20 protein-coding genes are annotated in these 20,229 nt (G+C 36.8%); 2 read left to right on the forward strand and 18 right to left on the reverse strand.

Annotation, left to right across the window (positions count from 1 at the left end; all coding sequences use genetic code 11):
- Positions 1-4 precede the first annotated feature (4 nt).
- The 5 genes from gpsB to MHH98_RS15490 form a co-directional block, all read right to left on the reverse strand.
- Positions 5-325 carry a cell division regulator GpsB gene (gene gpsB / locus MHH98_RS15470; RefSeq protein WP_081730154.1) on the reverse strand — a complete coding sequence of 107 codons (321 nt, stop codon included), beginning with the start codon at positions 323-325 and terminating at the stop codon, positions 5-7.
- Positions 326-444: 119 nt separating this feature from the next.
- Positions 445-1,695, reverse strand: coding sequence for a ribonuclease H-like domain-containing protein (locus MHH98_RS15475; protein ID WP_340713201.1), 1,251 nt, complete (start codon positions 1,693-1,695; stop codon positions 445-447).
- 1 nt (position 1,696) lies between these two features.
- Positions 1,697-3,976, reverse strand: a complete 2,280-nt coding sequence (locus MHH98_RS15480; RefSeq protein ID WP_340713202.1) for a DEAD/DEAH box helicase — start codon at positions 3,974-3,976, stop codon at positions 1,697-1,699.
- Positions 3,954-4,334: a YppE family protein gene (locus MHH98_RS15485; protein ID WP_038190566.1), complete on the reverse strand. Its 381-nt coding sequence runs from the start codon at positions 4,332-4,334 to the stop codon at positions 3,954-3,956. The genes MHH98_RS15480 and MHH98_RS15485 overlap by 23 nt, the downstream gene beginning before the upstream one ends.
- A 79-nt stretch (positions 4,335-4,413) precedes the next feature.
- Entirely contained in the window at positions 4,414-4,593 is a 180-nt protein-coding gene (locus tag MHH98_RS15490; RefSeq protein ID WP_143691494.1) for a hypothetical protein, read from the reverse strand.
- A gap of 160 nt (positions 4,594-4,753) precedes the next feature.
- Between MHH98_RS15490 and recU the strand changes: the two genes are divergently transcribed.
- Positions 4,754-5,356 (forward strand): Holliday junction resolvase RecU, encoded by a 603-nt coding sequence (gene recU / locus MHH98_RS15495; RefSeq protein WP_038190569.1) that lies wholly within the window; start codon positions 4,754-4,756, stop codon positions 5,354-5,356.
- 35 nt (positions 5,357-5,391) lie between these two features.
- Positions 5,392-8,007 carry a transglycosylase domain-containing protein gene (locus MHH98_RS15500; RefSeq protein WP_038190572.1) on the forward strand — a complete coding sequence of 872 codons (2,616 nt, stop codon included), beginning with the start codon at positions 5,392-5,394 and terminating at the stop codon, positions 8,005-8,007.
- A 63-nt stretch (positions 8,008-8,070) separates the two neighbouring features.
- Here the strand turns inward: MHH98_RS15500 and MHH98_RS15505 are convergent, their stop codons facing one another.
- The 13 genes from MHH98_RS15505 to MHH98_RS15565 form a co-directional block, all read right to left on the reverse strand.
- Positions 8,071-8,424 carry a YpoC family protein gene (locus MHH98_RS15505; protein ID WP_340713204.1) on the reverse strand — a complete coding sequence of 118 codons (354 nt, stop codon included), beginning with the start codon at positions 8,422-8,424 and terminating at the stop codon, positions 8,071-8,073.
- Positions 8,421-9,080, reverse strand: coding sequence for an endonuclease III (nth, locus tag MHH98_RS15510; RefSeq protein ID WP_038190578.1), 660 nt, complete (start codon positions 9,078-9,080; stop codon positions 8,421-8,423). Before nth ends, MHH98_RS15505 begins: the two co-directional genes overlap by 4 nt.
- Positions 9,081-9,091: 11 nt before the next feature.
- On the reverse strand, positions 9,092-9,814 hold the full coding sequence (locus MHH98_RS15515; RefSeq protein WP_038190581.1) for a DnaD domain-containing protein: 723 nt from the start codon (positions 9,812-9,814) through the stop codon (positions 9,092-9,094).
- A gap of 127 nt (positions 9,815-9,941) precedes the next feature.
- Positions 9,942-11,237, reverse strand: coding sequence for an asparagine--tRNA ligase (asnS, locus tag MHH98_RS15520; RefSeq protein ID WP_038190584.1), 1,296 nt, complete (start codon positions 11,235-11,237; stop codon positions 9,942-9,944).
- Positions 11,238-11,308: 71 nt separating this feature from the next.
- A complete protein-coding gene (locus tag MHH98_RS15525) occupies positions 11,309-12,502 on the reverse strand; it encodes a pyridoxal phosphate-dependent aminotransferase (protein ID WP_038190586.1) in 1,194 nt (397 codons plus the stop codon).
- A gap of 18 nt (positions 12,503-12,520) precedes the next feature.
- The gene (locus MHH98_RS15530; protein WP_340713206.1) at positions 12,521-13,003 is read right to left on the reverse strand and encodes a cell wall elongation regulator TseB-like domain-containing protein; all 483 of its coding nucleotides are present in this window, start codon (positions 13,001-13,003) and stop codon (positions 12,521-12,523) included.
- 9 nt (positions 13,004-13,012) lie between these two features.
- Positions 13,013-13,171 (reverse strand): hypothetical protein, encoded by a 159-nt coding sequence (locus MHH98_RS15535; protein WP_340713208.1) that lies wholly within the window; start codon positions 13,169-13,171, stop codon positions 13,013-13,015.
- Positions 13,172-13,193: 22 nt separating this feature from the next.
- Positions 13,194-15,977 (reverse strand): ATP-dependent DNA helicase DinG, encoded by a 2,784-nt coding sequence (gene dinG, locus MHH98_RS15540; protein ID WP_340713210.1) that lies wholly within the window; start codon positions 15,975-15,977, stop codon positions 13,194-13,196.
- Between the two features lie 256 nt (positions 15,978-16,233).
- Complete coding sequence (panD, locus tag MHH98_RS15545; RefSeq protein ID WP_038191190.1) at positions 16,234-16,617, reverse strand: aspartate 1-decarboxylase; 384 nt, start codon at positions 16,615-16,617, stop codon at positions 16,234-16,236.
- A 3-nt stretch (positions 16,618-16,620) separates the two neighbouring features.
- Positions 16,621-17,472, reverse strand: a complete 852-nt coding sequence (gene panC, locus MHH98_RS15550) for a pantoate--beta-alanine ligase (RefSeq protein WP_340711487.1) — start codon at positions 17,470-17,472, stop codon at positions 16,621-16,623.
- Entirely contained in the window at positions 17,469-18,308 is an 840-nt protein-coding gene (gene panB / locus MHH98_RS15555; protein ID WP_340713213.1) for a 3-methyl-2-oxobutanoate hydroxymethyltransferase, read from the reverse strand. The genes panC and panB overlap by 4 nt, the downstream gene beginning before the upstream one ends.
- A 223-nt stretch (positions 18,309-18,531) precedes the next feature.
- Positions 18,532-19,515 carry a biotin--[acetyl-CoA-carboxylase] ligase gene (locus MHH98_RS15560; protein WP_340711489.1) on the reverse strand — a complete coding sequence of 328 codons (984 nt, stop codon included), beginning with the start codon at positions 19,513-19,515 and terminating at the stop codon, positions 18,532-18,534.
- Between the two features lie 298 nt (positions 19,516-19,813).
- Positions 19,814-19,951, reverse strand: a complete 138-nt coding sequence (locus MHH98_RS15565) for a hypothetical protein (protein ID WP_155981210.1) — start codon at positions 19,949-19,951, stop codon at positions 19,814-19,816.
- Between the last annotated feature and the right edge of the window lie 278 nt (positions 19,952-20,229).

A 20,229-nucleotide genomic window follows, 5' to 3' on the forward strand; every position in this document is an offset into this window, starting at 1 on the left:
ATATTCAATCGTACAGTTTATCTCCAAAAACATGTTTTTCTAAATTAGAGATTCTTTTCAAAATATCGAAATTTGTATTTGCAGTATATTGTGGTTGTTGTGGTTGAACTGGTGCCGGATTGTGACGCTTAGCACTCTGGGCAACTTCAAGTTCTTGTTTTAGCATGTTTATCTCTTCTTGCTTTTTAGCTAAAACTTTTTCAAAGTTCTCATAATCTTGAATAATTTCATCTAAAAATTGGTCTACATCATCTTGACTATAACCTCTTAAACCTGTTTTAAAATCTTTATCTAAAATCTTTTTCGCTGTTAATTTTGTATCCATATACATCGCCCTTCCATCGCAACATAAGTGTTCTTAGTATAGCATATTTCTTAAGGGCAATGCTTAATCACAGCCATTTCCCAACGTTTTTTTGTCGAAAACTGCGATTGCCCAGGAAATTATTTCTTCCTTTCAAGCCTATTCTTCCGTTTTTGCATATCCGCCAGTCTTGAAATTTTAGATTCCTTAGACCACAGTGAACTTTCCGTAACAAGTTTCAACGCTTGATTTGTCATGTCTAATGCAAACTCATAGTTTTTATCACGGTGTTCAAAAATTTTCGCTAACTCAATGAGCGCAGTAATTTGCTGTCTTCCTTGTAAATACGGCAAAGCTTGTTGGAATGACTTACGTGCCTCTATATAATTCTGCTGTTTTTTTTGTTGAAACCCTAGATGGAAATAAGCATTTGCTGATTCATCACTCGAATATTGATGCGTTACTTGCTGTAAAAGTTCCTCACTGCGATCTATTTCTCTTAAATCAGCGTACCATTTACCAATGTTTGTATACGTTGTAGCTGATTCTTCTGCAATTCCTTCACAGAGTAAATTGGTTGCTTGAACATACAGCGTCAATAATGATAATAAATCCCATTCATTATGTTGCAGCACTTTTAGCAAAGCATCCGGCTGCCCACTTTTGACCGCGTCTAAATAAATAATCGGTGCTAAATAACCAGGCACATCGTCAAGACGAGTGAAGCCCAATTTTTCTTCTTCTACTTGGGTAAGTTTCATACGTGCCATGTCATTTTTCCAAATACGTTTTGAACCATGAAATAAATCGAGATGATTATGCTCTTTTAATGGTGGTAGGTCTTTTTTATTTAATGTCCAGCGAGTTTGTAACTGTGGCCAATCGAAACTTTTACCATTATACGTAATAACGGTTTTCTTTCCTTGCCAAAATTTCGATTCAAACAAAAATGCAACCTCATTACTCGGATCAGCTAATACGTACTGCTTTAATGTAAAGCCATCCTCAGACTCTTCAAGTAAACCATTCAGAAAAATATGAGTACCTACTCCTTTTAATCCAGTCGTTTCTGTATCATAGAATATAAGATTATTAGCATCCGTTAAAGATATAGGATGTGAATTTCGAGTTTGTTGCCACTTTTCAAAAGCATCATATAACTCTCCTAAATAAATATCACCGTGTTTATACTCAAGAGGATAATGCTTCTCTAATAAAAAGACTACACCAAAATCATTTTCTATCATTTCTAGACCAGCATCTTGCCACATCCCAGCATAATTAGGGACGTCCGGCTTTAGAAAGGGTTCTTTTTCTATCCCTATTACTTGTTGTGTATTATTTTTCTTCAGTAGTTTTTTCATTTGAAGTATTTTATTTTCATATGACATATTAATCATCCAACTCTTCTAATAGAAATGATTTCAAAAAATTCAATACTTGTTTCTTACCTTTGTCACTTAAATCTTGTGCGCCTATACAAGAAGGACAACCATTTTGACATGGACATGCATCAACATGTTCAAATACATGCTGAATAAGTGGTTCCCAAATATCATACACCCGCTCGCTCAATCCAATACCACCTGGATAACGATCGTAAACAAAGAATGTTGGTTTCTCTGAATGTACCGCCTTCACTTGAGGTATGACATGGACATCGCTGCGGTCACTTTGAATGAATAATGGAATAAAACTGTTCATCGCAAACGCCACACCTGTCATAGCACTTGTTAAATCATCTTCTGTCCAGTTTACTGGCTGCTCAAATGATAACCATGTAGAACTCGTATGCAGTTCTTCTGGTGGTAAATGTATTGGACCAGAACCGATATTATCATGTGAATCAAATCTAATTTTTTTAAATATAGTAGCAGTCGCCAAAATCATAACATCACCAAATGCTGCTTCTGCTTGGCCAAGATGCTTTTGCTTATCTTCACTCATAACTTTTAATTCAACAGCTAGATTAGCATCCGTAAAATAATCAACATCCACTTCACGAACATAAGCTTTCTTCTCTTCCCAATCAAGTTTTTCTACTTGAAATTGTACACCTTGATGTAAATAGATAGCTTCTTCATGAAGTAACGTAAGCGCACTATATCGATCCATTTCCCCAATAACACGAGTATTTGCAGGAATAGATTGATCAATGATGACAACATTTTCTTGCGATGCTGAACGCAAACTAATTTCGTGTGCTGGGAAACTATCGCTCATCCAATGCCATTGTTCAGACGTTTTTAAAAGAACGTCCTCTTGCTGTAGATATTCCAATAACTCTTGAATCTCAAACTCTCCGTACATATCAGTCGTTTTAAAAGGCAACTCAAAAGAAGCACATTTTAAATGATCCATTAAAATGAGCATATTATCTGGATAAATACGGGCTTCTTCTGGAGAACTTCCTAATAAATAATTAGGATGATTTATAATGTATTGATCCAATGCAGTAGATTGTGCCACGTAAATAATTAGCGCTGCATCTTGCCTTCTACCAGCGCGTCCTGCTTGTTGCCATGCACTCGCAATATTGCCTGGATATCCCGTCATTATACAAGCTTGTAATTGACCAATATCAACTCCGAGCTCTAATGCATTCGTACTCACAACTGTTTGGATTGTGCCATCACGTAAACCTTTTTCAATCGATCGCCGCTCCGAAGGTAAATAACCTCCTCGATAACCTCGAATTGATTCATCTTGGATTTTCTTTTTCGTCAATTCCTTCATATACGTAACAAGCATTTCCACTCGCACACGACTTTTAGCAAAAATGATTGTTTGAATTTGTGCTTCATATAGCTTTCTAGCTAAATCTCTCACTTCTAAAATGGCGCTTCTTCGAACACCAAAAGTAGGATGAATAATTGGTGGATTATAAAATAGGAATGTTTTTTTCCCTACTGGTGCTCCGTTATCTGCAATTAGTTGATGTGTTGTATTCGTTAAATTCTCTGCCAGCTCTTTCGGATTTTTGATTGTCGCTGATGTACATATAAAGATTGGATCACTTCCATAAAAACGGCAAATACGTTGCAAACGTCGAATAACGTGAGCAACATGGCTACCAAATACTCCTTTATATGTATGCAACTCATCCAAGACAATATACTGTAAATTCTCAAATAACGAAACCCATTTTGTATGATGTGGCAAAATCCCTGAATGTAACATATCGGGATTAGTCATAACAATATGACCAGCCTTACGCACCTTCTGACGAATACCAGGTGAAGTATCACCATCATATGTGTAGCTTAAAACTTCCTCTCCACTTTGCTCTATTAACTCATTCAAATCACTTTTTTGATCTTGTGCAAGAGCTTTTGTCGGGAATAGGTATAGGGCACGTGAGGCTTTATTTTCTAAAATAGCTTGTAAAACGGGTAAATGATAGCAGAGGGATTTTCCAGAGGCAGTTGGTGTGACGGCCGTAAAAGATTGCCCATTAGTCGCATAATCGAATGCTTGTCTTTGATGCGAGTAAAGCTGACTAATACCACGCTTTTGTAAAGCTTTGATTAAAGAAGGGTGTAATTTATCGGGAAAAGGGACGAGCTTTGCTGGCATTGCATCAATTGTATGTTGATGCTCAATTCTCTCCATCATTTCTGGATACTGTTGCCATTCTGCTAAAAGCTCATCAATCGTTTTTTTCTGAAGCATATTGTTCACCATCCTCACGCAAATAGCGCAAAAAAGTCTCTAATGTATATTTCACCGATTGTATTGATTGATAAAATCGTTTTTTACTCGTTGCTTTATAAAAAGACTGCACCACAAATTGATCCATCGCATCTAGCGCATTATCAATTTGTGTATTGTGCATATATTTGGGTTTATTTAATAGAATCCATTTCTCAGACTCTGACTGCCAAGTTACTAATATAGCATGCCAAGTATCAGCATGTGGTTTCACTTCAAGAAAGAAATCCGGAGATGTGTCTTCTTCTCGCATACGTAAAAATCGTTGCCAACATGCATCGCATTCTTCTAATAATTTTTCTGTGGTAGATAATAGCATTTACACACACCTCCATTTTTAATTTAATATTAAGTATTCATTTAATTTCAGTGTATCAAAATATCGTAAAAGAAACTACTTATGCACGAACGAATATTCCTTTCGATTGTTTTTCAAGATTGCTTAGGCGTTGTTGAACTGTTGCAATGTCATTCATATGTTTTTGAATTTCGGTGTGACGTTCCACAGACATTTGTGCTTGTAGTAACTGATCGATTAATTCAAGTTGAGTAAGTAAATGAGATATTCTTTGCATCATAATCGCCTCCTAGCTTTATGATTTCCTTATAAATTGAAATAATCCTTTCCACAAGACAAAACAAGTGCGAGTTCGATATAAATAGAAAAAATCTCTGTCTTTTCTGCTACGATTTTTGTTTATAAAAATATGTTATTATTATTGTTGATGAGGTGGTCAAATGGCAATTCGCTATCCAAACGGAAAAAAGTATACTCCACCAAATTCTGAAGTAAAAAAAAGGAGTATAAAGGATTATTCCTATAGTAATCGGGGCAAAACTTTAGAAGATGAAATTGATGAAGCAAATGATTTTTATTTACAACGACAAATAGCAGTCATTCATAAGAAACCTGTTCCGATACAAATCGTCAAAGTAGAGTATCCTTCGAGAAGTGCAGCTGTTATACGGGAAGCATATTTTAGAACACCTTCTACGACGGACTACAATGGTATATATGAAGGTTACCATATCGACTTTGATGCCAAGGAAACGGAAAGTAAAACATCTTTCCCTTTAAAAAACGTGCATCCACATCAGGTTGAACATATGACGGTTGTTGCAAAGCAGCGAGGTATTTGCTTTCTATTAATACGTTTTTCTTCCATGGAACGTTATTTTGTAGTACCTTTAGAAATGCTGCAAAATGCTTGGACTAGGATGCTTACGGGTGGTCGTAAATCAATTTCTTTAGTAGAATTTGAGGAACAAGCAATTGAAGTAAAACCAACTTATAGTCCACGTATCGATTATTTACAAGCAGTACGTAAAATGCTGCCATAAATTATGAATGTTTGTTAGAAAGTGAGGAGAATTTAATGGGGCAAGAAATTAATTCTCGAGAACAAAGAAGAAAAATGCGAGAACAACAACAAAAGAAGCAAAAAAAACCAATGAAAGTTTGGCTTAAACGTCTTTTAATAGCAATAGTATCAGTTGGTATTGTTTTATTTATTGCAGGCGCTACATTATTTGCATATTATGCAGCTACCGCACCTGACTTGGATGAAGAATTATTAAAGGATCCTGTATCATCTCAATTCTATGATTCTGACGGGAAAGTATTTTATACGATGGGATTAGAAAAGCGAGAACACGTAGCTTACGAAGACATCCCGACAGAAATGCGCGACGCTATTTTGGCGACGGAAGATGTTCGCTTCTTTAGTCACCACGGAATTGATTTTTATCGCCTTGGCGGTGCTATTCTAGCCAATTTACGACATGGTTTTGGTGCACAAGGTGCGAGTACATTAACACAACAAGTTATTAAAAACTCATTTTTACAAAATGAAAAAACACTTAAGCGTAAAGCACAAGAAGCTTATTTAGCTATCCAATTAGAGCGTGAGTACTCTAAAGAAGAAATTTTCGAAATGTATTTCAACAAAGTATTAATGTCCGGCCGTATTTATGGATACGGAACTGCCTCTAAATACTTCTATGGGAAAGAGTTAAAGGATCTAAAATTAGAAGAAATGGCTCTTCTAGCAGGTATGTCGCAGTTACCGAATGCATATAATCCATTCAAATATCCAGAATATGCTGAAAAACGTCGTAATACAGTTTTAGGATTAATGTATCAACACAAAAAGATTACAAAAGAACAAATGGAAGCAGCAAAAAAAGTCGATGTTGAAGTTGGACTATTACCTGAAAACAAACGTAAAACTGCATCAACGTCAAAATATGACGCGTATATCGACGTGGTCTTAAAAGAACTAGCTGAAAATGGTGATGGGAAATTATTGGAGGAAGGTATTAATGTCTATACAACATTAGATTCTTCTGCTCAAAAAATTGTCGAGACTACTATGAATTCAGATATATTCCCTACAAAAGAGATTCAATCTGGGATGGCAGTAGTTGATACTGAGACCGGAGCGATAGTAGCTATCGGCGGTGGACGTGATTATGGTCCTGAACGTGGTTTAAACTATGCTGAGGCTATTAAAAATCAACCGGGTTCGACAATGAAACCAATTATGGACTATGGTCCTGCAATCGAAAATTTAAAATATTCGACAGGACAAACTATTACCGATGAAAAAATGTTCTACACAGGTTCTTCTAAACAAATTAATAACTTTGATAAAATGTATAAAGGTGATATGACCCTTCGCGAAGCACTTTATACTTCTCGTAATGTACCAGCTGTGAAACTTTTAAAAGAAGTGGGAACAGATAAAGCGAAGAAATTTATCAATAATCTTGGTATTGAAGCAGACGAAATTTATGAATCTGATGCTATCGGTGGCGGTAAAATCAGCTTATCTCCTATTGAAATGGCAGGAGCATATGCTGCATTTGGGAATAACGGTATTTACACTACTCCACATTCTATTAAGAAAATTGTCTATCGTGATGGAAAAACTGCAAAATCATATACACCAGACCCAACACCTGCTATGAATGATTACACTGCATATATGGTAACTGATATGCTACGTGATGTAGTTGGTCCAAAATACGGTGCATCTGGAACTGCGGCAGCTATTCCAGGCTTAGATATTGCGGGTAAAACAGGTACTACAAACTACGGTGCAGATGAATTCCAAAAATATAACCTACCTGAATCGGCAGTTCCAGATTCTTGGTTCGCAGGATATTCAAGTAAGTATTCCATTTCTGTATGGAGTGGATATACAAACCGTAAAGATCCAATTACTACAACAGATGAACGATTATTGCCACAAAGATTATTTAAAACAGTAATGAGCCAAATTTCAGCGAATACAACAACACCAAACTTTAAAAAACCAAATTCAGTTGTAGAAGCTAAAATTGTGAAAGGTTCAAAACCGTTGCAATTAGCAAGTTCTAGTACACCAGCAGATAGAACTTCAACTGAATTATTCGTTAAAGGAACGGTCCCTACAAATACTGCTCCTGTAGAAGAAGTTGAAAAGTTGGAAGCACCTACTGACTTAAAAGCAACGTTCGACGAAGAGGCAAATGCAATTAACTTATCTTGGGCGCATAAAGAACCTAAAGATAAGAGCGTTAGCTTCGAAGTTTCAGTGTCGGTAGATGGTGGTGGTGAACAAAAACTAACTCAAACGAGTGATAAGGCGTACACTTATAGCACACCTCAAGATGGTAAAACATATGTCTTCTCAGTAATAGCGATTGCAGATGATGAGAAGAGTGCGGCTGCCTCGACATCCATTCAGATTAAGACGGCACCTCCTGAAGAGGAAGTAACGCCTCCAGAAGAAAATGAACAGCCTGAAGTGCCTGAAATACCTGTTGTACCAGAGGAACCTACTGAAGATGATAATGGTAATAACAACCCTGATAACGGTACACCACCTGTAGATAATAACGATGGAATAAAACCTGATGAAGATGAAGAAGAAGTCGATACGAGTGGCACGAACGATGACAATAGTAATGACAATAAACAAGCAATAAACAGTAACGATCAATATTAACAATATGAAAAGAGCAGCAACCTCCAATAGAGATTGCTGCTCTTTCTTTTATATATTTACCTGTCAATCCTTTTTAAGGCGTAAACGAGCCATTCTCTTTTTCGTTTCAATAAACAATTCATCTAGTTGACGATAACAAGCATACTGACCAGGTCTTCGTTTAATAAATTGCAAACGCTCAGCACCATTAATCGGTAAAGCTTCATATTCAACGGATAGTTGTATACTCTCCGTTGTAACATTAGAGGCATTTATGATAAACGATTCATATAAATAGATTCCTTTTTGCATAATATCTTTTGCTTTGCCATCACGGGCTGCATGTGAACTATGGATTTCTGCACGTAATATCTCCCAGTCAGCTAGCCATTGGTCAACTTGTTCTTTTGATATAGCCTCTTTTCGGCATACTATCATCTCTTAACAAGACCTTTCTTATCGCGTTTTTGCCCTTCTCTACAAACGTCAAAAAGTGGGCATACTTGGCATTGCGGATTTTGTGATTTACAGTGATAACGTCCAAAAAAAATTAACTGATGATGTGTTTTTGACCATTTTTCAATTGGAGTTTTTTTCATCACCGTTTCTTCAACTTGCAACACTGAGTCTTTCCAACGACATAAACCTAATCGTTTTGCGACTCTTTCGACATGGGTATCTACTGCGAGTGCTGGAACGTCAAATGCAACAGACAAGACAACGTTCGCTGTTTTTCGCCCAACTCCTGGTAATGTAACAAGCAGCTCCCTATTGGCAGGGATTTCACCGTTAAATTCCGTTAATAGAATATGGCACAGCTTTTGAATATTTTTAGCCTTACTACGGAACAATCCAATAGAGCGAATATCTTGCTCTAATTCTTCTAAAGGTACTGCTAAATAATCTTCTGGTGTTTTATATTTTCGAAACAACTTTGCTGTAACTTTATTAACTAAAACATCCGTGCATTGCGCAGATAGTAATGTGGCTATCGTTAATTCGAAAGGATTATCATGTACTAGCTCACAATGAGCATCCGGAAACATCTTTTCCATTTCCTCTAAGCAATAATCCCATTGTTTCTTCGTTAACATGTGTACCTCCCTTATTCGCGTTCTTCTAGCCAATTGTAAAATGGCACTTTTTTTGTTGGTTGTGGTTCAACATGTGTTGGTTGTGGTCGTGAGGGTAACGTATTTTGCCGGAAATTTTGTGCTAGTTTTTCGGCATCTTTTGGTGTTTTGACATTTTTCTTTTTCCATTCGAATAGTATCCTGTCCACATAACGTAAGCTTAGCTTTTGTGATAAGACAGCTTCAATTAATGCTTTGCGAATCACTTCTGGAGAATGACCATCTTGATCTAGCCACATTGAAATTGTTTCAGATTCCATCGGTGAAAGAAATCGTCCAAATTCTTGTTCAAATAAATTGAACAACTCGCCTTCTTTTAACTTCGAGCTCACTTCTACCTTTTTCACTGTTTTTTCCGTCATACAGTCGACTAAACGCGCCCATAATGGCTGTAAATTAAATGTTTCAAATAATACACCGTGCTCGTCCACTTTTTGTAAAATTTCTATAAAACCTTTTTGCATCATTCTTTGTAAACTGGAGGCTATTTCATCCTCAGTTAATTGCATGCGATTTGCTATATCTGTTGGTGTTGGAAACGTATTCCCTTCTTCATGAAATGCAGTTAAATGCATAATAAGCATGGCGTCTAAATCTTGGATGCCTAACTCCTTATAAAACTTAAAAAAAAGCTGAGAAATAGTAACATTTCCCTGCTCTATCCAAATTCGGAGTCGATCAGCTTCGTTCGTCATTATCGAACTCCCCTTTTTTGTCTGAAAATTAACAAGAAGAATCGCAATAAATTGCGGTTCTTCTTGTTAGGTGTTATTAATTGATTTCGTTACTTGTCGCGGCTAAATTGTCCACTTTAGCAATTAATCAAGGATATAGTCTATTTAGTAAACGTGGGAATGGGATTGATTCACGTACGTGTTCTGCTCCTGTAATCCATGCTACTGTTCTTTCTAAGCCAAGACCGAAACCTGAGTGTGGTACTGATCCTTGTTCACGTAGGTCTAGGTACCAAGCATATGCACTTTCATCTAAATCATGTTCTTTTAAACGTTGTTTCATTAACTCAAAATCATGTACACGTTCAGAGCCACCGATGATTTCACCGTAGCCTTCTGGTGCAATTAAATCAGCACATAATACAACGTCATCACGGTCTGGATGTGGTTGCATATAGAACGGTTTAATCCCTACTGGGTAGCATGTGATAAAGACCGGTTTATCATAATGTTCAGCAATTGCTGTTTCGTGAGGGGCACCAAAATCTTCTCCCCACTCGATATCATCGAAACCTTTTTCATGTAAAAGCTTGATTGCATCATCATAAGAAATACGTGGGAAAGGTGCTTGAATATGTTCTAATTTAGATGTATCGCGACCTAAACGTTCTAATTCAATTTTACAGTTTTTAAGAACTGATTGTACGATGTAAGAAACATATTGTTCTTGCACTTCTAAGCTTTCATCGTGTTCAACAAAAGCCATTTCCGGCTCAATCATCCAGAACTCGATTAAGTGACGACGAGTTTTGGATTTCTCTGCACGGAATGTTGGACCAAATGAGAATACTTTTCCTAATGCCATTGCAGCTGCTTCCATATACAACTGGCCAGATTGAGAAAGATATGCATCTTGATCGAAATATTTTGTATGGAACAGTTCTGATGTTCCTTCAGGAGCTGATCCAGTTAAAATCGGTGGGTCAACTTTTGTAAAACCATTATCGTTAAAGAATTCATATGTTGCACGGATGATTTCATTACGAACTTTCATAATTGCGTGTTGTTTACGAGAACGTAACCATAAGTGACGGTTGTCCATTAGGAACTCAATACCGTGCTCTTTAGGTGTGATTGGGTAATTATTTGCTTCAGAAATTACTTCAATCTCTTTTACTTGTAGCTCATATCCAAATGCCGAGCGTTCGTCTTTTGTTACTTCACCGACTACATAAAGAGATGATTCTTGATGTAAGCCTTTAGCAGTTACAAATACTTCTTCAGGTACTTCAGCTTTTACTACTACGCCTTGGACAAATCCTGAACCATCACGTAATTGTAAAAATGCAATCTTACCGCTTGAACGTTTATTTGCAAGCCAAACACCTAATTTAACTGTTTCGCCAACGTGATTTGACATGTCTTGAATTCGAATTTTCTTCATATAGACCTCCTGCAATTTAAACAATTTTGCAGACTGCCTATATATAGACAATCTGCTTAATTGTTAGAGTATTAATCTTGCCATTTAGATTTAACAAATTTATCCATTCTTGAAACAGCTTCTTCTAATGCTTCTAAAGAAGTTGCATACGAAAGGCGAACTGTTTTTTCAGCTCCAAAGCCAGAACCAGGAATTACAGCAACATTTGCTTCTTCTAATAAAGCTTTAGCAAATGCATCAACAGATTCATAACCTGTTTTAGCTGCCGCTTCTGATACATCTGGTAGTAAGTAGAATGCGCCTTCTGGTTTCAACACGTGGAAGCCAGGGATTGCATTTAATTTTGGATAAATTTCTGTTAAACGTGATTCAAAAGCTTGACGCATTTCTTCTACTGCATCTTGTGGCCCATTATAAGCTTCAATAGTTGCATATTGTGCTGTAGTCGTTGCATTAGAAGTTGAGTGACTAGCTAAGTCAGTCATTGCTTTAATGATTTCAGCATTACCTGCTGCATAACCAATACGCCATCCTGTCATAGAGTGAGATTTTGCTACACCGTTAATGACCATTGTACGTGCTTTTACACTATCTGAAAGTTGTGCGATTGAGAAATGTTTAACTCCATTATATACAAGTTTTTCATAAATTTCGTCTGACACGATTAGAATGTCTGCTTCTTCACAAACTGCAGCAATTTCAGCTAATTCTTCTTTTGTATAAACCATACCAGTAGGGTTACTTGGTGAGTTTAAAATAAGTGCACGTGTTTTATCAGTAATAGCACCGCGAAGTTGTTCAGCTGTAACTTTGTATTGTTGTTCTGATGTAGCTTCTAAATGTACAGGTACACCGCCAGCTAACTTCACTTGTTCTGGATAACTTACCCAATAAGGAATTGGGATAATTACTTCATCTCCAGGGTTTAATAACACTTGGAACAGTGTATAAAGGACATGTTTCGCACCCACACCAACCATAACTTCGTTTGGTGCATAAGTAAGATTATTGTCTCTTTCTAACTTAGCAATAATAGCTTGTTTTAATGCTGGTAGACCGCCAGCAGGTGTATATTTTGTGAAGCCTTTCATCATAGAGTCTGCAGCTGCATCTAAAATGTTTTTTGGTGTGTTAAAATCAGGCTCACCCGCGCCTAATCCAATAACATCAATTCCTTGATCCTTCAATTCTTTTGCTTTAGCTGTAATTGCTAGAGTTGTTGAAGGTGTTAATGTTTTTACACGGTCTGCTAAATGCTGTTTCAAGTTAATCTTCCCCTTTTTTTACAAGTTCAAAATACGCTTCCACCACTGTCCGTTTTCGAACAGAATGTAAACATAATTTAGTTTATCCTCTTGATTAAGATACGTAATTTCCCATACAACGCCGGGCTCTTCTATACCTAGTTTGATATGAAGGATTTCTTTCACGTTATCCTTTTTCGACACTACATAAAGTGCTTCTTTTTCAGAAGTGCCATCCTCCATTAAAACTTCTTCTAGCTTTGCCTTACTATCATCTTTTGGAACAAACACAGCTTTTTTCTTTCCTGCCTTATCTGTTCCTATTACCGTAACATACGGTTTCTTACCGTTATATACATATGTATCGGTGACAGTCACAAGCTTATCTGCATCAATCACAAATTGCTTAGCGTCTTTCTCCGAACTGTAAAACGGTGAATAAGATTTCCAAGCAACTATAACGACAATTGATAACGACAGGATTAACAAAAATATCGTAAAGAACTTGATCCAATTTTTCATTATATCACCTTACGTTTCATTTATCGTGAAGATAGGCTTCATATTGCTTTCTATTAAATGCGGTAACTCTGACATCGAAATGGCTTTACATAACGCATTTTCTAGTTGATTGAAGCTCGGCTGAAGACATATCTTACTAGCTGATCGTACTTCAAATTGTCTTTCCATATGATCGACCTGCTTTCTATCCTCATACTTTTTTATTATACCAATGTTCTAATTCTAAGACCATATGTTGTAGGGATACTTTTTTCACCGGTATTGCTGGAAGAGCACGTATGAATTCCTTACCATATGATTTCGTCTCAATTCTTCGATCTAAAACGATAAAAACACCCTTATCTTGCGACGATCGGATTAGACGACCAAAACCTTGCTTGAAGCGTAAAATGGCTTCAGGTAGTGCTAACTTATAAAATGAATTCAATCCTTGCTCGTTTAATGCTTCCGCCCTGGCTCTGAAAATCGGTTCTTCTGGAGCTGAAAATGGTAAACGTACAACAATGACTGCTGACAATGCATCACCTGGCACATCCACACCCTCCCAAAAGCTATTCGTACCAAATAATACGGAATGATTAAACTTCTGGAATAGCTTCAGTAATCGCATTCGACTACCTGAAGACATACCTTGAGCAAAGAGCATATAATCACTTAATGCTTCCGTTTCTTGTATTAACTCAACTGTTTTTCTAAGCATATCTTGAGAAGTAAATAGTACGAAACAACGACCTTCAGTAACCAGTACAGTTTGAACAATGGCATCTGCTACTGCTTCCACATATTCCGTTTGTGAAACTTGTTGAATTTCAGGCATATCATCAACAATGTAAAGACTCGCACCATCGTAGTATGATGAGGGTGCCTGGAATTGAAATAGTGGCACAGAGCTTTGAAGGCCTAATTGATCCGCGATAAAGCGGCGATTGTTCGGTACAGTTAATGTACCAGAAGCCCAAATGATCCCTGCTCGCGTACGGAAACTGTCTAAAACAGCTGTGACAGATTGTGCGACGTGTATTGGGCGTTTATATACATGTAGACTCCCTGGAATACTACGTTGGTCTAACTCAATCCAAGCTGAACAATCTACTTCATGGGATAAAAAGATGGCATCCCATTCAGCCACTTTGATCGTTAATTCACGTAACCAGTAATACCAGTCTGATAATATCGTTTGCTGCGTAGGTGATAAATCATCAGGATTTTGCTGGAATATATCACTTAGTTCCTGAGCAAGTTGCACCCATTCTTGTATACTAAGACTCACTTTTTCAAATAAAGGTTGCTTAATCAAGAGCGAATTTAATGGATAAGTACGCTTATTATGACGTGAAGCTGACTTTTGAATGTTTAATTGATTAATCAGTTGATAAATTGCTGTATCAAAGATTTGCACCATCTCACAGTATTTTATTTCTAACTTTGATAATTGCCTAATCGGGATTTTCCCACTATCAGCCATCAATTTAAAGTAATTATGAATTAACTGATGGTCATCAACTGACCCAAGTTGACCAAAAATGTATTTCCACTGTGTATACGAGAGTGCTTTTTCATCTCTTAATGTGGCTGCTTGAATAAATTGATGCGCTTCATCTAGTATCCAACCATCAACCGATGCTAGAACTGGCTCAACTCGTGTTAAATCAGATAGCAACATAGCATGATTTGTAATAATTAGATCTGCCGTTTTGCTTTTTTTAATGGCATTTTCATAAAAGTCAAAGTAACCTTTACCACGAGAAATAGTTGTAGCCGATGAACGTCGTACTTTGTCTAATAGTAATTGTCCACCGCCAGACAAAGTAATTTCATTTAAATCGCCTGTCGTTGTATTCGCAAGCCAGACGAGTAGTTGCATCATTGTAAATGATTCATCATAGGAAGCGTCTTCAGCAACAAAAAGCTCTGCAAAACGATCTACATCTATATAATGTTCCATTCCTTTTAATAAGGTCACATTAATAGAAGTTTGAAGAATCGCTTCCGCTTTTGGTAGTTCTTCTGCTAATAGTTGGTCAAGAAGATGCGAAGTATATGAGCTAATCCCTACTTTACTATTTGTATGTTTGGCATAAATAATTGCAGGAATTAAGTAAGCTAATGTTTTACCAATTCCAGTCGATGCTTCAGTCAATACTTCCTGTTTTGTTTTCAGGGCATGCCAGACTTGGTCCATCATCTTAAATTGATCAGGCCGCACTTCAAAATCTTTGAAAGCTCTAGTAAATAATGCTTCTTTTTCAGCAACAGATTGTGGATATGTTAAAGTACTCTCTGACTTAGCCTCAATAACTGCTCCCCTTAAAGCTATATTTTTATAATAGAAGTGAAGCTCTGATTGTTTAGATACAGCTCTTTTTATCTGAATCGCATCAAAGAATAATTGCGATAAATCTGATTTTAATCTGAAAGAACGCTGATGCAATTGTTCAATTGTTGAAAGCGGGAGAGTTAAGAGCTCTTCCCAACCACGTTTTAATAATAATGCGGTTGCATAGGCATCATCATCTGCACGATGTGCTTGTTTCAATGAAATATTCAACTCCATAGCTATATCTTGTAGCTTATAGCTAAAGGCTGTTGGGAATAATATTTTCGATAATTCAACTGTATCCATTTGTTTTCCAAACCATTTTGGTAAACCAGCTCTTTTAAATTCAGCTTGTAAAAAAGGCAAATCAAAATCAGTGTTGTGCGCTACAAAAACACAATCTTGTATAATGTTATAAATTTTTTCAGCATGCGCTTCAAATGGTTGCGCATCTTTGACATCATTGTCCGTTATATTCGTCAAGTCTTGAATAAAACGAGGAATTTTCTTCCCTGGGTGAATGAAAGTGGTGAAAGTTGACTGCACTTCCCAATCTTTCATTAAAACAATCGCTATTTGAATGATGCGGTCCCCATTTTGAGATGAGTGACCTGTCGTTTCTAAATCTACGATTGCATATGTTTGACTGTCCATCATTTACTTCACAACTTTCCGATCGGTTTATATTCAAAATTCTATCACATTTTGAGCAGAATAGCTGAAGTCGATGTGCAGAAATATGGATTTTACAGATTGTTTTGGTAAGTTGCATGATTGTTGGGTCATTTCTATTGTTTGTTGTGCTAATTTAGCTGTTTGTTGCACTAACTCATTCATTTGTTGCATTGATTAGATACTTTGTTATTTAGCTTTAAAACACAATAAAAGCACCCAAAAATGGATGCCTCTCCTATTACATAACTGTCGCTTCTGGTTCATATTGGATGAGTTCTTTTATCGTATTACCCTGCTGCATAATTGCTACAGTTGGTTTATGATTTTTCGCTTCTTCGTCATTAACATAGGCATAAGACATAATAATGACGACATCACCTTTTTGCACTAGACGAGCTGCCGCCCCATTTACACAAATAACACCGCTACCGCGCTCTCCAGCAATAATATATGTCTCAAAACGTGCGCCATTATTATTATCAACAACATGTACTTTTTCATTTTGTAGCATACCAACTGCATCGAGTAAATCCTCATCAATGGTAATGCTACCTATATAATTTAAGTCCGCTTGCGTAACAACCGCACGATGGATTTTCGCATTCATCATCATTCTAAGCATCATTTATTCCCCTTTTTCTTGAAAAATAATATTGTCGATTAGGCGCGTGTTACTAAAGTAAACCGCTGTCGCAAGTAAAACTTTTTTAGTTTGCTCTGTCACTTCAGTAAGATCTGGATAACTTAGCATTTGCAAATAATCAATTTGACCATTTGAATTGGCTTCAATATACTCTTTTGCAAGATTTGTTGCCTCAATATTATTATCAGATTCGAAATAATGGTTTTTAGCAAGAATCAACGCTTGATGAATTACTACCGCTTCTTTACGTTGTTGTTCCGTTAAAAATACATTTCGGGAGCTTTTCGCTAGACCATCTTCTTCTCGAACAATTGGCACACTTCTAATTTCTAAAGGAAAATTAAAGTCACGCACCAAAGTTTCGATAAGCGCTAGCTGTTGTGCATCTTTTTGTCCAAAATAAGCCTTTGTTGGCTGAGTTATGTGGAAAAGTTTTGTCACAATTTTTAATACCCCATCGAAATGTCCAGGTCTTGTTGCACCACAAAGAATTTTAGATTGTGGACCAGCCAATATTTGAATACCACCATTAGTCGGGTACATTTCACTGGCAGAAGGAGCGAATAAAAAGTCAACGCCTACTTTTTCTGCAATCTTCGAATCACGATTTAAATCTCTTGGATAACTTTCATAATCTTCGTTGGGTCCAAATTGCGCAGGATTGACGAAAAGGCTCATGACAACAATGTCATTTTCTTTACGTGCAGCCGTTGCTAGTGCCATATGACCTTCATGTAAATAGCCCATTGTCGGAACGAGACCGATTGTTTTATCAGCTTTTTTTGCTGTAGTAATGTGTGCAGTTAATTCTTTGATAGTTGAAACGATTTTCATTTTCTTATGCCTCCGTATAGCTGTTCAAGTTGCTGATCTGTCATCGTGAAGCGATGCTCTACTTTTGGAAAAGAACCTTGCTTAACTGCTTTTGCATAACTTTCGATACCTTTTAACATCAATTCTCCTGCGGGTGCAAACTTTTCAACAAATTTCGGCACATGGTGGGTTCCATATGCAAGAACATCATGGTAAACGAGTACTTGTCCATCAACATCTGCTCCCGCTCCTATTCCTATTACGGGGATTTTAAGTGCCTTTGTAATCTCTGCTGCTAGCTGATATGGAATACATTCAAGAACAAGCGCACATGCTCCTGCCTCTTCGACTTTTTTTGCATCTTGCAATAATTTTTCTGCAGCAACGGCTGTTTTTCCCTGCACTTTATACCCCCCAAGAACTGCCGCAGATTGTGGTAGTAAACCTAAATGTGCTACTACTGGAATCCCCGTATTTACTAAAGAGGATATGACATTGACAACAGTCTCTGCCCCTTCGACTTTTAAGGCACTAGCACCTGTCTGTTGGAACATATGAATCGCAGTTTGCAGTGTTTGGTCAATACTTCCGTGATATGAACCAAACGGCATATCAACTACGATAAAAGAATCCTTTGCTCCTCTTTTTACAGCTTTTGCATGATGGACCATATCTGCGACTGTCACAGGAACAGTTGAATCGTAGCCAAGCACGACCATACCAAGGGAATCACCTACTAATATCATATCTACTCCAGCTTCTTCAGCTAGTCTTGCAGATGGGTAATCATATGCAGTAAGCATAACAATTTTGTCGCTTTGTTCTTTCATTTTCAAAAAATGAGTCGTTGTTTTCAAAACGCTTCCTCCTCTTTTTAGGAAGAAAACAAAAAACCCCTCTGTCTAAAAATGGACAGAAGGGTTGCGTATTCATTGAATTGCATCGTTTTCTTCCGTCCCTGTCTATTACTAGATCAAGGCGAATCTCTTTAGTTATAATTTTTATAGCGAGGTACAGTTCAATCAAATTGATACTGTCCTATATTTCAACTATAACAAGTTTGTCGATACATTCCAATCTTTATTTTTCGAGTGTAATATCAGCCGAATAGATACCTTTTATCGTGCCATCATCTAATTGCAATTGTAAAACACCATCATTTGTTATTCCGATGGCTTTACCAATGAATACTTCTTGCAAGGTTGTTGCTCGAATACGATTTCCAATAGTACAAGAAAAACTTTCCCATTGAGACTTAATCGGTTCAAAACCTTCTTTTATATATTGTGAACTGTAAATTTCTAAGTAATAAAGTATTTTAGCAACTAAAGTTGCACGATCTATATGTTTGCCACTAGCTATTTTAAGGGATGTTGCGATGTCTTTTATTTCTTCTTCGAAATCATTTGGTTGATGATTTACGTTTATACCGATTCCCATAATAATTGCATTTACGCGGTCAGGATCTGCTTGTAATTCTGTTAAAATCCCAGTACATTTCTTACCATCTATCAATAAATCATTTGGCCATTTAATTTCTGGTTGTACACCTGTCATGTCAGCTATAGCTTTAGTCAATGCCACTGCAGCTACTAAAGTAAATTGAGGTGCTTCATAAGGAGCTATCTCTGGTCGAAGGATGACACTCATCCAAATCCCTTTACCTTTCATCGACTTCCATTCACGCATCATACGGCCACGTCCCGCTGTCTGCTCCTCGCAAATGATAACAGTACCTTCTGGCGCTCCTTCTTGTGCTTTATTATGTGCAATTGCTTGCGTAGAAGTCATTGACTGTTCATATATAATACGGCTGCCGAATTTTTTCGTTTCAAGAGCCATTGAAATATTCGCATCATCGACTGTATCAGGCGTTGCCGTTAAAACATAGCCTCTTTTCTTTACAGTTTCAAAGGCATATCCCTTTTCCTGAAGTTGCTTCATATGCTTCCAAATTGCCGTCCTAGAGATGCCAAATTCATCTGCTAGCTGTTGTCCGGAAATTGGTTCTCCATTAGCCTCAACTAGTCGCTTAATAATTTCATTTTTCAGTGTTGCTTTCATGACTGAACCAATCCTTTATCTAAATGTCGTATCAAAATATAACATTTTGTTTTTAAATGTTTATTTTGAGCTGTTAATTAGAATCAATAGTATCACTATTCATCGCAAAATAAATCTAAATCTTAATCAATCTTAACATTTTGTCACTTTTTGGTCACTCAAAAAATATGTTTTGCTGTAAAGGCAAACGATATTAACCTATTGGTAAATGAAATTGGTTCATATAAAGGGTCTACAATACAAAAGGATGAAGACAGTGGTGTATACTACTTCAACATAACTGCTGACGGAAACTGGACTATGAAAGTACCAATAACAAACTTATTATTCCCGCAACAGGCAATAAAGCTATCCACATCCATTCCTCTATCGCTACATCTTCAGGTGCAATATCTTCATCTACAAAACAATAGTAAATACTTAACAAAATCTTCATGGCCATACACCCCTATGGTTTAGATTTCCCAAGCCTCTTCCATTATTAAATTCACTTTGATACTGCGTGTGACACCCGTAATTACTATATATATGAATGACTATAAGCATTCTACTTTACCCTGTTTATACACACTTATAACACTTAATAATGCTTTACGAACTTTTGTGATGTACTAAAACTATGTTTCTATCAATAGATGCTTTTACCCTAAAGATTATTCCTGATAATTGATATAGTTCGCTAGATTTGAAAAATAGGGCAACACTTTTAACGGA

Origin of the sequence: Viridibacillus sp. FSL H8-0110, assembly GCF_038003565.1 — a bacterium.
Lineage (GTDB): Bacteria > Bacillota > Bacilli > Bacillales_A > Planococcaceae > Viridibacillus > Viridibacillus arenosi.

Coding starts and splice junctions, on each gene's coding strand:
- MHH98_RS15535 (WP_340713208.1), bottom strand. CDS start 13,171: ATGGAAAGACAATTTGAAGTACGATCAGCTAGTAAGATATGTCTTCAG.
- MHH98_RS15480 (WP_340713202.1), bottom strand. CDS start 3,976: ATGCTTCAGAAAAAAACGATTGATGAGCTTTTAGCAGAATGGCAACAG.
- MHH98_RS15560 (WP_340711489.1), bottom strand. CDS start 19,515: ATGAAAGCAACACTGAAAAATGAAATTATTAAGCGACTAGTTGAGGCT.
- MHH98_RS15475 (WP_340713201.1), bottom strand. CDS start 1,695: ATGTCATATGAAAATAAAATACTTCAAATGAAAAAACTACTGAAGAAA.
- gpsB (WP_081730154.1), bottom strand. CDS start 325: ATGGATACAAAATTAACAGCGAAAAAGATTTTAGATAAAGATTTTAAA.
- MHH98_RS15515 (WP_038190581.1), bottom strand. CDS start 9,814: ATGACGAACGAAGCTGATCGACTCCGAATTTGGATAGAGCAGGGAAAT.
- nth (WP_038190578.1), bottom strand. CDS start 9,080: ATGTTAACGAAGAAACAATGGGATTATTGCTTAGAGGAAATGGAAAAG.
- MHH98_RS15485 (WP_038190566.1), bottom strand. CDS start 4,334: ATGCTATTATCTACCACAGAAAAATTATTAGAAGAATGCGATGCATGT.
- recU (WP_038190569.1), top strand. CDS start 4,754: ATGGCAATTCGCTATCCAAACGGAAAAAAGTATACTCCACCAAATTCT.
- panD (WP_038191190.1), bottom strand. CDS start 16,617: ATGCTTAGAATGATGATGAATGCGAAAATCCATCGTGCGGTTGTTACG.
- MHH98_RS15565 (WP_155981210.1), bottom strand. CDS start 19,951: ATGAAGATTTTGTTAAGTATTTACTATTGTTTTGTAGATGAAGATATT.
- MHH98_RS15530 (WP_340713206.1), bottom strand. CDS start 13,003: ATGAAAAATTGGATCAAGTTCTTTACGATATTTTTGTTAATCCTGTCG.
- asnS (WP_038190584.1), bottom strand. CDS start 11,237: ATGAAGAAAATTCGAATTCAAGACATGTCAAATCACGTTGGCGAAACA.
- dinG (WP_340713210.1), bottom strand. CDS start 15,977: ATGATGGACAGTCAAACATATGCAATCGTAGATTTAGAAACGACAGGT.
- panC (WP_340711487.1), bottom strand. CDS start 17,472: ATGAAAATCGTTTCAACTATCAAAGAATTAACTGCACACATTACTACA.
- MHH98_RS15505 (WP_340713204.1), bottom strand. CDS start 8,424: ATGATAGTATGCCGAAAAGAGGCTATATCAAAAGAACAAGTTGACCAA.
- MHH98_RS15500 (WP_038190572.1), top strand. CDS start 5,392: ATGGGGCAAGAAATTAATTCTCGAGAACAAAGAAGAAAAATGCGAGAA.
- MHH98_RS15490 (WP_143691494.1), bottom strand. CDS start 4,593: ATGATGCAAAGAATATCTCATTTACTTACTCAACTTGAATTAATCGAT.